Here is an 11,931-nt window from a genome sequence, read left to right as displayed (position 1 = left end):
AGAAAACCTTTTATTATTTTATACAAACGGCTAACTTAACAAACAATATTAAAAAATATACAAAATTACACATATGAAGAAACTCGCATTGCATTGGCAAATATTAATAGGAATGGTTTTAGGAGTTGTGTTCGCATTAATCATGACACAATTTGAATGGGGAAGTACTTTTGTTAGCAATTGGATTAAACCTTTTGGAAACATCTTTATAAATTCATTAAAACTCATTGCAGTACCTTTAATATTAGGGTCGTTAATAAAAGGAGTTTCAGATTTAAAAGACATTTCAAAACTCTCTCAAATGGGGGGACGTACTATAGGAACTTATATTTTAACCACATTAATAGCCGTTTCTATAGGTTTGGCTGTAGTAAATATTATTAAGCCTGGACATTCTATTACCGATGAAACGCGACTGCAGTTGGTAGAAAATTATAAAGGTGATGCAGATTCTAAAATTGCTGCTGCCGCCAAACAAAAAGAAGCTGGCCCCTTACAAGCACTAGAAGACATTGTACCAAGTAACATTTTTCAAGCTGCTAGCGATAACGGAAATATGCTTCAAGTGATTTTCTTTGCTATTTTCTTTGGTATAGGTTTAATTCTTATTCCTGAAGAACAATCGAAACCCGTAAAAGATTTTTTTGACGGATTTAATGAAGTGATTTTAAAACTTATAGATATTATTATGCTTGCCGCACCTTATGGTGTATTTGCTTTATTAGCGGCTTTAATTGTAGAGGCACCAAGTGCCGATTTATTTAAAGCCTTAAGTTGGTATGCATTCAGTGTTATTTTAGGGCTTTTGCTTATGATGGCTGTGTATACAGCAATCGTATTTATTTTTACTAAAAGGACACCTAAATTCTTTATAAATGGTATCTCTCCAGCACAACTATTAGCCTTTTCTACAAGTAGTAGTGCGGCGACATTACCACTTACTATGGAACGTGTTGAAGAACATTTAGGCGTAGAAGAAGAAGTGGCAAGTTTTGTATTACCAATAGGTGCTACAATTAATATGGATGGTACAAGTTTGTACCAAGCAGTAGCGGCTGTATTTATAGCGCAAGCTTTTGGTATGGATTTAAGTTTAAGTGCACAGTTAGGAATTATAGTAACTGCAACTTTAGCCTCTATAGGAAGTGCTGCAGTACCTGGAGCAGGTATGGTTATGTTAGTAATTGTTTTAGCACAAGCTGGAATTCCAGAAGCTGGTTTAGCGTTAATTTTCGCAGTAGATCGCCCATTAGACATGTGTAGAACTGTTGTAAATGTTACTGGAGACGCTGCTGTTTCTATGGTGGTTGCAAAGTCGGTCGATAAATTAGGGGAGCCTAATGTAAAAGATTGGAACGACCATTATAAAAACTAATTACAACTAGTGTTAGTGAAATAATTTATTTTAACTTATTGATATGTTGTGTATAACATATGTCTACCTAATTCTGTTGTTTAAACTATTTTAAGGATTGAATCGATTTTATATTTATTAACCTTTCACTTTAATTCTAAATGAAAGGTTAATTTTTTGGCTATTACTAAACGATTGGTTAGTTTTGTCATGTATTTAAAGACAATGGCTAGAAAAAAGGAATATATAGAAGAAGAAGTAATCGAAAAAGCAATGCAAGTGTTTTGGAAAAATGGTTATGAAACAACGTCTATGTATATGTTGGAACAAGCTATGGGTATAAACAAGTTCTCAATTTATTCTAGTTTTGGCAGTAAAAACGGGCTGTTCCTTGAAAGTCTTAAATGTTATAAAAAAAAATTAAATACACTGATAGTTATCTTAAAATCTTCGACTAAGGGTATAGAAGGTTTAAAAGCTTACTTCAAAGATTTTATAGTATTTAGTAAAGTTAATGACAGCGGAAGAGGTTGCTTAATTACGAATACAGCTAATGAAGTTGGCGAAGATACAGACCAAGAGATTAAAACGGTTTTAGAATCGTATACTAATGAAGTTAGAACAGTATTTAAATCTGTTTTAGCACAGGACACATCTAAAAACGAATTTACATTGGAAGCGCAAGCAGATTATTTATTAATTTCTATGATTGGCTTATCATCCGCTTCAAAATTATTTAATAGTACACAATTAGAACATTATATCGAACACGTTTTTAAAAACGTATAATATTTTTTTACAACATAACTAAACGATTGTTTAGTTAATATTAACACTTAATAACATAAATTATGACAACATTAAAAATTCAGAATAAAGAAACAGCGCCAAAAGAAAGTATTGCATTAATGGAAAGTTCAGAAAAAGCAAACGGTATGCTACCTGGTTTACATGCTGTATTAGCTGGTTCTCCTCAATTATTTGAAGCCTACCAAACTTTACACGGTTTATTTTCAAACTCTTCATTTAACAACGAAGAATTAACCGTAGTGTGGCAAACGATTAACGTGGAACATGCATGTCATTACTGTGTACCAGCACACACAGGAATTGCAAAAATGATGAAAGTAGACGATGCAATTACTGAAGCTTTACGTAATGAAACACCACTTGAAGATGCTAAATTAGAAGCATTACGTACATTAACGTTATCTATGGTTCGTAATCGCGGACACGTTTCTCAAGAAGAATTAGATGCGTTTTATGCTGCAGGTTACGGTGAAAGACAAGTATTAGATATCATTTTAGGATTGTCTCAAAAAGTAATAAGTAATTATACAAATCACATCGCAAATACACCTGTAGATACACCATTCAAAAAATTTGAATGGACTAAAGATAATGCGTAATCCCTATTTACGGATTGATTAATAGCTTGTGCACCTTTTGTATCTTTACAAAAGGTGTTCTAATTTTATAAAACATGAAACTATGATAAAAGTATCTGTAATGTATCCAAACTCTGAAGGTGTTAAGTTTGATACAGATTATTATAAACACACACACTTAGCCATGGTGTCTAAAGCTTGTGGCGAGACTTTAAAAGGTATGGAGTTAGATTTAGCAAGTAAAGTGTCAAACGTACCTGCTCCATATGTTGCAATAGCGCATTTAAGATTTGAAAACCTAGAGACTTTTCAGAAAGCCTTCGGACCACATGCCGAAACGTTTGCTGCAGATTTAAAGAACTATTCTAATGTAAAAGGAGAACTTCAAATTAGTGAACTGATAACATTTTAAAAGATGACAGAAAAATTAAAAATAGATATAGTATCAGATGTTGTATGTCCGTGGTGTGCCATTGGATATAAACGTTTAGAAAAAGCCATCACAGAATTGGGGATACAAGACCAGGTTGAAATTGAATGGCAACCTTTCGAATTAAATCCGAATATGCCTATTACAGGACAAAATGTTCAGGAACATATTGAAGAAAAATATGGGGCGACTTTAGAACAACAGAAAGAATCTCAACAACATATGACAGACGTAGGAGCAGAGCTTGGTTTTACGTTCGATTATTTTGATGATATGCGTATGGTTAACACTTTTGATGCTCATGTTTTATTGGAATATGCGCATAAATTTGGGAAACAAACGGAGTTGAAAATGAAGTTAATGACTTCTTTTTTTAGTGAAAGAAAAGATGTTTCAGATCAGTCAATTTTAAAACAAGCATTATTAGATGTGGGTTTAAATGCTGAGGAAGGTTTAGCTTTATTAGATAATTCTGAGGCTAGAACTGAGATAAAAAACAAAGAAAAATATTGGCAACAAATGGGAGTTTCATCTGTGCCTACAATAGTTTTTAATAGGAAGAGTGCTGTAACAGGAGCGCAACCTGTAGATGTGTTTAAAAGTGTGTTAAAAGAGATATTAGAAACCGCTTAAAACTTCCATTTAATAAATCATCTAATAACACAAAAAAGCCTCATAATAAGTTATGAGGACACTATCCTAAAAAGTGTGTAAGTTCAAAATTTCAGGGTTAGGTTATTTATAACTTAATCCTGTTTTCAAATATAGCTAAAAATTGATTTAGTATCACTCCCCAATTTCTGATTGGCATGGTCCATTTTTTAGTGCTTTCTCTCAAAGCTAAAAACACGGATTTCATAACTGCTTCATCGGTTGGAAACGAGAGTTTGTTTTTTGTGTATTTCCGTATCTTTCCATTTAGGTTTTCTATAAGATTTGTGGTGTAGATTATGGTTCTTATTTCAATAGGAAAATCAAAGAATACTGTAAGCTCATCCCAATTATTTTCCCAACTTTTAATGGCGTAAGAATATTTAGAATCCCATTTAGTTTTGAAGTCATTTAAAGCAGCTTTGGCAGCTTCTTTTGTAGGAGCAGTATAGATTTGCTTCATGTCACGAGTAAATTCCTTTTTGTCCTTCCAGACCACGTAACGACACGAATTTCTTATTTGATGCACAACACAAATTTGAGTCGTTGATTTCGGAAAAATAGTTTTAATAGTATCCGTAAATCCATTTAAATTATCGGTAGCTGTGATAAGTATATCTTGAGTTCCTCGAGCTTTAATATCGGTTAAAACACTCATCCAAAAGGCTGAAGATTCATTTTTACCTAACCATAATCCTAGGACTTCCTTTTTGCCATCTGTTCTCAGGCCTACTGCAATATAAATAGTCTTGTTTATGACTTTAGAGTTTTCCCTAACTTTAAATACGATGCCATCCATCCAAACAATTAGGTAAGTGGCCTCCAAAGGCCTGTTCCGCCAAGCAATAACATCTTCTGTAATCTTATCTGTAATCCTTGAAATAGTGGATGTAGAAATATTAAAATCGTACAGCTCACGTATTTGTTCTTCAATATCACTGTTACTCATGCCTTTGGCATAAAGCGATATAATAATATTTTCGATGCCTTCTGTTGTACTTTCTCTTTTCTTTACAATTAAAGGATTAAAAGAACTATCACGGTCTCGAGGAACTTGAATCTCTGTTTCTCCTAAAACGGATTTTAATTTCTTTTTAGTGTAACCATTTCGAAGGTTGGCTGCTTTACTTTTTTTGTGCTTATCGTAGTCTAAATGGGCATCTAGTTCCCCTTCTAGTAACTTCTCAATACCACGTTTGTGCAACTGTTCTAAAAAGGATGTTAGCTCTGGTGCATTCTTGAATTGTTTTAAAAAGTCTTCGTTTAATAAATCTTCTGGTTTCATAAGTGTGTAAAAGTTAAAATTAATGAATAAAAAAATCTCAGATTAATATTTAACCTGAGATTTTAAAACTTACACAGTTTATGAGATACTGCCGTTATGAGGCTTTTTTTATAAAAATTTAGCTAAGTTTTATTTAACCGCTAATGCTTTTTCGATTTTATCTGCATATTCAGCAGCATTTTTACTTACACTACTAGGGTCTTCAATACTAGACGTTACTACAGCTACAAGTTGTTTTCCTTCAGCTTCATCTAAATTATAAGCTACAGTTTCTAAAACAAAAGTTTTAACAGTTCTAGTTGTTGTAGTTGCAGGCATATAACTACCAACACCAACGTAACCCATTGGGTGACCATAATATCCACCAAAACCACCATAGTAACCAGGATACATTCCGTACATACCACCCATAGTTCCTCCAGCGTAGTATCCACCATCTGTCGTAGTTTGTTGTTGTTCAGAATAATCTTTAATTACACTTAATATCACACCATCAAAACCTTCTCTTTTAATTGTTTCAGTAAGTGCATTCACTTGAGCCTCATCTAATTTTTTATTTGGCTCGATATGAGGCATTTTTTTGAAACTTTCAGTCGCTTGTAAACCTTTATTACGTAAATGTTCTGCAATTTCTTGTTCGAAAGCAATACGTGCTTGGTTATTATCTGTTCTCGCAATTACAAGAATGTTTTTTTCTCGAATAGAAGATACATTATCTCCTTTCCAAGAGTCTAAAACTTTTACACTAGAACAGCTACTAAAAATTAAAGTAACCATTAATATTAAAAGCGAATAATTTGATGTTTTCATAAGATTATGATGTTATAAGTATTAATTAATTAAATATGCATTCAAATGTATAAGGTTAAAAGCTGATTTGAAAGAAAAAACTTTGAATAGTTGTTAAATTATTCTAAAAATTTAGCTTTCAACGCTTTGGTAGGAATCATACAAGCCTCTTTTTTACCATACCATTTATATCTGTTTCTAGCTATAAAGTCGTAAACAAAATCTCTAATAAATTTAGGTATTATTAAAAATACACTTAATAAATTAATTGGAAAATATAAATGTGCAGCAATTTTTAAAGCTGCGGTAGATTTCGTGAATAATTTGTTATCAGGGGTGTAAAGTAAAATAGAATCAACTCTTTGTGTATCTATTGTAAAGAATTCCAAAATAGGTTTAGCAGTTTCACCTTGTAAAGTTGTAAACTTAAAACGATTGTTTTTGTCATGTTTAATTACAAACTGAACAGAATGATCGCATAAATTGCAAACACCATCAAAAAGAATAAGTTTTTCGTTGTTATTTATTGGATTCATTATATGAATTTAAATTATAGCGTACGTTTTAAAACGTATAACCTATGGCAATTCCATATCTAAACGATAATGCCGAAAATTTAGAGCTACGATTCACTTGAGAAAATTTAAAATCAGAATTTATAATATCCAATATACTATGATTCTCAAGCGTATTATTTAAGTCATCGTAAAATTCATCTGGTAAATCTCTTTTGTTTTCAAATCTGAATTTATAATTCCCTGATCCAGGACCTGCAATCATAAAATCGATATTGAAGTGTTTTGAAATCGGTAATTTATATCCAAACATAAGTCCAACCGAAGTAATCGTAGTTCCCATATCGAATTCCACATCATAACTTGTATTAGTTCTATCAATATAAGTTCCGTTTAAATCGCTGTTATAATTTGAGTATTTTAAATAGGCTCCAAAATAAAACCCACTTAAAGGTTTACGAGCTGTACTTTTTAAATAATAGCGTATTTCTGGTATTATTTGAAATCCGGTATAAAAAATTTCATCGGTTTTAATATGGTCACCATCCAATCCAGAAAATTTTACCAAACCTTCCTTTCCTTTATACCCCACACCTAAATTAGCTGTAAAATTATTCCAGATATAGCGTTCGTAAGATAATTGATACAGTCCATTAATTAGTTGAAGGACTTCTAATGAGACTTCATTTTTGTAATTTGAATACGTTTTTCCTGTATCATAATCGAATTCTTGGGCTTGTGCAAATTGACAAAAGCAGATTACACTTATAAAGGTGGCTAATAGCGTTTTCATGGTTGATTCTGGTTTTCAATATAAATTACAAAATTTCTAGCATATATATGAAGTGTTGCTGTAACTTTTCGCGATTTATGGCTTTATTTTTTAGCTTCTACAAGTTCTAGTTGATCCAAATTAACATTAGTCGTAAAAATGCCATAATTTACAATGGCTTTATTTTTCTCAATCGTATCAATACTTCCAACAGCTTTTCCGTCAATCATTCGTACGCGATCCCCTAATTTTAAAGTCACTTTAGGTTTGGGGGCTTCTATTGCTTTTTGTTTCGCAATTTTTTTCTTTTGTCTAATAACTTCAACTTTCTTTTCAGCTTCCTTAACGACTTTTTGCGCTTTGGCTTTCTGAATTTTATTTTGTTTAGCAGAAACGCGTTTCCTTTTAGAGTTTTCTATTTGTACAACTTTAAAAAGTTCGTCTAACATTTCCTTTTTACGCTTATTGTTGAAATATTTTTCAGAAATATCATTCAGTTTTTGTCCTAAATAAATGTAGCGTTGATTGCTATCGTAAAGCTCTTGATAGCTTTCTAACTTCTTCTGAATTTTAGTGTTAATTTCTTCTAATTTTTCTGCTTCCGACAGTTTTTTCTGTTCGTTAACTTTAAGAGAACGTTCTGTTTTCTCTAACTTATTGCGTTCTTTTTGAAGTTTCGCAATAGTGGCATCAAAACGTACTTTACTACCTTCAATCTTTTTTTTCGCTTTGTTTATTAAGCTATATGGAATACCATTTTTCTGAGCCACTTCAAACGTAAACGAACTTCCTGCTTGACCTAAAACCAATTTAAAAATGGGTTCTAACGTTTTGTTGTTAAATTGCATATTGGCATTTTGCATATACGGCAATTCATTAGCAAGAATTTTAAGATTGGAGTAGTGGGTTGTAATAATCCCGTATGCTTCTCGTTCGTAAAACTCTTCTAAAAAAGTCTCAGCAAGTGCACCACCAAGTTCTGGGTCTGATCCGGTACCAAATTCATCGATTAAAAAAAGCGTTCTACTGTTGCACTTTTTCAAGAAGTAATTCATTTGCTTTAAGCGATAACTGTACGTACTTAAATGATTTTCTATAGATTGATTATCACCAATATCACTTAACACACGGTCAAAAATATAAGTTTTACTACGTTCGTGAACAGGTATTAACATCCCGCTTTGTAACATAATTTGAAGTAAACCCACTGTTTTTAGAGTAATACTTTTTCCACCTGCATTCGGGCCAGATATTACAATAATTCTATTGTCTTCGTTTAACGTTATGGTTTGCGGGTAAGTAGTTTTATCCTTTTTAGAATTTGTTAAATATAATAAAGGGTGATATGCATCGCGCAAGTACATGCTGCGTTCTTCTGTTATTTCAGGGAGAATAGCATTTAAAGATTTAGCATATTGAGCTTTGGCAGCAATTAAATCGATATTTATTAGAAACGATTGATAATCGTTTAACAAGCCGATATAAGGCCTGATGTAATTGGTTAAATATTTAAGAATTTTAACAATTTCCTCTTTTTCTTCGAATTGTAAATTATGTAATTCTCGTGTATATTTTAAAGTCGCTTCAGGTTCAATAAATACAATACTTCCTGTTTTACTGCTTCCCATAATAGACCCTTTTACTTTTCGTCTATACATGGCTTTAACGGCTAAAACACGTTTGTTTTCTACCACAGATTCTCGAATATCGTCTAAATATTCTAAACCTTGATACATGTTTAAAGCCGTGGTAAAACTTTGGTTAATTTGACCTTTAAGCTTATTCATGGTTTGCCTTATTTCATAAAGCAGGGGCGAAGCGTTATTTTTTATATCTCCAAATCGGTCTACTTTGGCATTTATACTTTCTATAAGTACCTTGGTAATTTCTATATGAGACGCACTTTGATATAAATTAGGGTAGTATTCTATAAATTTTTTCAAGAATACAATAATCTCATTAGTAGCTTGCGAAATGGATACAATCTTCTTTAAACTATGTACTTCTAAATAAGTGTTTTCAATTTTAAGAAGTTGGAGTTCTTTGGTAATATCATCGAAACCATGATTAGGTATACGGTTATCGTTATAAAACGATGATACATATTCATGAGTTAATTGAAGTGCGTTTAAAACGTCTTCTTTATGTTTAAAAGGTAAAATTTCTAGTGCAGCGTTATGTCCTAAATTAGTGATGCAATATTCACTAACTTGTTCTAATACGGTTTGAAATTCTAAATCCTGTAAGGTTTTCTGGTGAATGTTTATCATTCTAAATTTTGAAAATTTTTAAAGACAACAAATTTAAGTAAATAAAAAGGTTTAATACGTCTAAATGTAAACTGAAATTGTTAATACAATCATGATGAAAATAAGTAAAATCCCCACCAGAGGCATTACAAATCGTAACCACTTATCGAAACCAATTTTAACAATGGCTAAAGAAGCTAAAATTAATCCTGTAGGATTTATAAAAGCAAAAATACCCATTCCAAATTGATACGCATTTACTACCATATCTCGACCAATACCAACGCCATCTGCTAATGGTGCCATAATGGGCATGGTTAAAACAGCCATTCCAGAAGATGAAGGAATAAAAAATGAAAGTCCGCTATAAATATATAGCATCACATTTATAAAAACCCCTTTATTCATACCATCGGTTAACGAACTGGCATAAAATAATAAAGAGTCGCTAATTAATCCATCTTCCATTAAAACAGTAACCCCTCTAGCAATACCAATAATAAAAGCAACACCCAATAAATCATTTGCACCTTTTATAAAGGTATCTACAAAAGTAGTCTCTTTAATTCGTGCTATAATACCAATAAGGATTGCGCCAATTAAAAATACAGTTGTCATTTCTAAAAACCACCAATCTAATTGCGAAACACCATATATCATAACTACAAAACACATCATAAAAACAATTAAGATGAATTTATATTTAGCAGTTAAAGTTAAAGCTGAGTCTAAATTAGTTAATGGAAACTGACTTTCAATAGCTTGTTTTTGTTCGAAAATAATAGATTTAGATGGATCCAACTTCACTTTTTGTCCGTAACGAATAATGTATACTAAGCAAATAATTAAACCTAGAAAAAACACAATTAAACGTGTTGTTAATCCGGTAGTCCAATTAATTCCTGCAGCATCTGAAGCAATGATAGTACAAAACGGATTTACGGTAGATGCTAATGTTCCAATACACGAACCAATATAAATAGAGGCTAAGGCGACCATAGCGTCGTATTTTGCAGCCAAGAATACTGGAATTAAAATAGGGTAGAAGGCAATAGTCTCTTCAGCTAAACCAAAAGTTGTACCTCCAATTGCTATTAAAAAAGTAATAACTATAATTAAAATGTATTCCCGTCCATGTAATGTCTTGGCAAGCGAAGAAATTCCAGCTTCAAAAGCACCACTAAAATTCATAATGCCTATAAACCCACCAATAATAAGCACAAAGAGAATCACATCGATAGCTTCCATAATTCCTTTTATTGGCGATTGAATAAAAGCGGTTATGCCCTGGGGTTGAGATTTTAAAGTATGATAAGTATTTGGGATGCCTATAGGTTTCCAGATATCACCGTCCTTAAATTTTTCAATCGGAATTTTAATATTGAATTGATCTAAAGTTTCCTGAGTTGCTGCTAATACCACAGTTTTAGTTTCTTTTTCTTGAGAGAACGTATCTAATTCTTTATTATATGTTAACCTATCATATTTACCAGCAGGAATTATATAGGTTAATAAAGCAACAACTGCAGCAATTAGTAGTAAAACGGTAATCGCGCTAGGGAATTTAATGGCTTTCATAAAAGACATTTTTTTTTCAATTTATAAGTGGAAAGATAATACTATTTTTAAATTTGAGCTTTAAGAGCAAGTATTATGATAAAAAATATAAATTCGGATTGGTCCTCGTTTTTAGAATCAGAATTTAATAAACCTTACTTTAAAGGGTTATGGAATTATGTGGAATCTGAATACGAAACAAATACATGTTATCCGCCAGAACAAGACATTTTTAATGCGTTTAATACTTGTGAATTCAAAAATTTAAAAGTTGTTATTTTGGGTCAGGATCCTTATCATGGGCCAGGGCAAGCGAATGGATTGAGCTTTTCTGTAGCTGATGGTGTACCACATCCTCCATCGCTAAAAAATATATTTAAAGAAATTGAAACCGATTTAGGAATTGATTACCCGACTAGCGGAAATTTAGAACGTTGGGCAAAACAAGGTGTGTTATTGTTGAATGCTACTTTAACTGTTAGAGCTCATGAAGCAGGAAGTCATCAAAAAAAGGGTTGGGAGCAATTCACCGATAATGTAATTTCACAAATCAGTTTGAATACAAAGGGGATTGTGTTTTTATTGTGGGGTGGTTATGCTAAAAAAAAATCGAAAATAATAGATACCGATAAGCATTTTATACTTATTTCTGGGCATCCTTCACCATTAAGTGCAAATCGAGGATATTGGTTTAGTAATAAACATTTTAGTGAAACTAACTCCCTGTTGCAGCGTAATAAGACTGTTGAGATTGCTTGGTAGTTGTTTCTATTACCATTTGAATACGTTTGTTTTCATCAATTTTGTAGTCTGAAATTTTATTACAACTAAAAATCAATAGTAAAACATTAATAGCAACAAGCAATGCTATAATAATTGAAACGGTGATTAGCATAATTTAATTTGGTTAGGTCGGTGGTAATAAACTTAATAATAAGTTT

12 protein-coding genes are annotated in these 11,931 nt (G+C 32.0%); 6 read left to right on the top strand and 6 right to left on the bottom strand.

The window, feature by feature from the left end:
* Positions 1-73: 73 nt before the first annotated feature.
* From BN863_RS08450 to BN863_RS08430, 5 genes are all read left to right on the top strand, one after another.
* Positions 74-1,375, top strand: coding sequence for a dicarboxylate/amino acid:cation symporter (locus BN863_RS08450; RefSeq protein WP_038529559.1), 1,302 nt, complete (start codon positions 74-76; stop codon positions 1,373-1,375).
* Positions 1,376-1,579: 204 nt separating this feature from the next.
* Entirely contained in the window at positions 1,580-2,143 is a 564-nt protein-coding gene (locus tag BN863_RS08445) for a TetR/AcrR family transcriptional regulator (RefSeq protein WP_038529558.1), read from the top strand.
* Between the two features lie 62 nt (positions 2,144-2,205).
* Positions 2,206-2,763, top strand: coding sequence for a carboxymuconolactone decarboxylase family protein (locus BN863_RS08440; protein ID WP_038529556.1), 558 nt, complete (start codon positions 2,206-2,208; stop codon positions 2,761-2,763).
* Positions 2,764-2,845: 82 nt separating this feature from the next.
* Positions 2,846-3,154, top strand: coding sequence for an EthD family reductase (locus BN863_RS08435; RefSeq protein ID WP_038529554.1), 309 nt, complete (start codon positions 2,846-2,848; stop codon positions 3,152-3,154).
* Positions 3,155-3,157: 3 nt separating this feature from the next.
* On the top strand, positions 3,158-3,805 hold the full coding sequence (locus tag BN863_RS08430; RefSeq protein WP_038529552.1) for a DsbA family oxidoreductase: 648 nt from the start codon (positions 3,158-3,160) through the stop codon (positions 3,803-3,805).
* A 106-nt stretch (positions 3,806-3,911) separates the two neighbouring features.
* Here the strand turns inward: BN863_RS08430 and BN863_RS08425 are convergent, their stop codons facing one another.
* The 6 genes from BN863_RS08425 to BN863_RS08400 form a co-directional block, all read right to left on the bottom strand.
* A complete protein-coding gene (locus tag BN863_RS08425; protein WP_038527458.1) occupies positions 3,912-5,108 on the bottom strand; it encodes an IS256 family transposase in 1,197 nt (398 codons plus the stop codon).
* A gap of 129 nt (positions 5,109-5,237) precedes the next feature.
* Positions 5,238-5,918, bottom strand: a complete 681-nt coding sequence (locus BN863_RS08420) for a hypothetical protein (RefSeq protein WP_038529550.1) — start codon at positions 5,916-5,918, stop codon at positions 5,238-5,240.
* Positions 5,919-6,016: 98 nt separating this feature from the next.
* Positions 6,017-6,433 (bottom strand): thiol-disulfide oxidoreductase DCC family protein, encoded by a 417-nt coding sequence (locus tag BN863_RS08415; protein WP_038529548.1) that lies wholly within the window; start codon positions 6,431-6,433, stop codon positions 6,017-6,019.
* A gap of 28 nt (positions 6,434-6,461) precedes the next feature.
* Positions 6,462-7,205 (bottom strand): DUF3575 domain-containing protein, encoded by a 744-nt coding sequence (locus tag BN863_RS08410; RefSeq protein ID WP_038529546.1) that lies wholly within the window; start codon positions 7,203-7,205, stop codon positions 6,462-6,464.
* 83 nt (positions 7,206-7,288) lie between these two features.
* Positions 7,289-9,454: an endonuclease MutS2 gene (locus tag BN863_RS08405; RefSeq protein WP_038529544.1), complete on the bottom strand. Its 2,166-nt coding sequence runs from the start codon at positions 9,452-9,454 to the stop codon at positions 7,289-7,291.
* 60 nt (positions 9,455-9,514) lie between these two features.
* Positions 9,515-11,011 (bottom strand): YfcC family protein, encoded by a 1,497-nt coding sequence (locus tag BN863_RS08400; protein ID WP_038533362.1) that lies wholly within the window; start codon positions 11,009-11,011, stop codon positions 9,515-9,517.
* Between the two features lie 75 nt (positions 11,012-11,086).
* On the opposite strand from BN863_RS08400, the gene BN863_RS08395 reads away from it, so the two are divergent.
* Entirely contained in the window at positions 11,087-11,752 is a 666-nt protein-coding gene (locus BN863_RS08395) for a uracil-DNA glycosylase (protein ID WP_038529542.1), read from the top strand.
* Positions 11,753-11,931: the final 179 nt, after the last annotated feature.

The organism is Formosa agariphila KMM 3901 (assembly GCF_000723205.1).
Lineage (GTDB): Bacteria > Bacteroidota > Bacteroidia > Flavobacteriales > Flavobacteriaceae > Formosa > Formosa agariphila.
The sequence above is the reverse complement of the archived record's forward strand: the minus strand, read 5'-3'. Positions and strand labels throughout refer to the sequence as shown.

What these genes read in the sequence shown, in the direction of transcription:
- BN863_RS08420 (WP_038529550.1), bottom strand. Translation starts at nt 5,918, where the DNA reads ATGAAAACATCAAATTATTCGCTTTTAATATTAATGGTTACTTTAATT.
- BN863_RS08430 (WP_038529552.1), top strand. Translation starts at nt 3,158, where the DNA reads ATGACAGAAAAATTAAAAATAGATATAGTATCAGATGTTGTATGTCCG.
- BN863_RS08405 (WP_038529544.1), bottom strand. Translation starts at nt 9,454, where the DNA reads ATGATAAACATTCACCAGAAAACCTTACAGGATTTAGAATTTCAAACC.
- BN863_RS08400 (WP_038533362.1), bottom strand. Translation starts at nt 11,011, where the DNA reads ATGAAAGCCATTAAATTCCCTAGCGCGATTACCGTTTTACTACTAATT.
- BN863_RS08415 (WP_038529548.1), bottom strand. Translation starts at nt 6,433, where the DNA reads ATGAATCCAATAAATAACAACGAAAAACTTATTCTTTTTGATGGTGTT.
- BN863_RS08435 (WP_038529554.1), top strand. Translation starts at nt 2,846, where the DNA reads ATGATAAAAGTATCTGTAATGTATCCAAACTCTGAAGGTGTTAAGTTT.
- BN863_RS08440 (WP_038529556.1), top strand. Translation starts at nt 2,206, where the DNA reads ATGACAACATTAAAAATTCAGAATAAAGAAACAGCGCCAAAAGAAAGT.
- BN863_RS08425 (WP_038527458.1), bottom strand. Translation starts at nt 5,108, where the DNA reads ATGAAACCAGAAGATTTATTAAACGAAGACTTTTTAAAACAATTCAAG.
- BN863_RS08410 (WP_038529546.1), bottom strand. Translation starts at nt 7,205, where the DNA reads ATGAAAACGCTATTAGCCACCTTTATAAGTGTAATCTGCTTTTGTCAA.
- BN863_RS08445 (WP_038529558.1), top strand. Translation starts at nt 1,580, where the DNA reads ATGGCTAGAAAAAAGGAATATATAGAAGAAGAAGTAATCGAAAAAGCA.
- BN863_RS08395 (WP_038529542.1), top strand. Translation starts at nt 11,087, where the DNA reads ATGATAAAAAATATAAATTCGGATTGGTCCTCGTTTTTAGAATCAGAA.
- BN863_RS08450 (WP_038529559.1), top strand. Translation starts at nt 74, where the DNA reads ATGAAGAAACTCGCATTGCATTGGCAAATATTAATAGGAATGGTTTTA.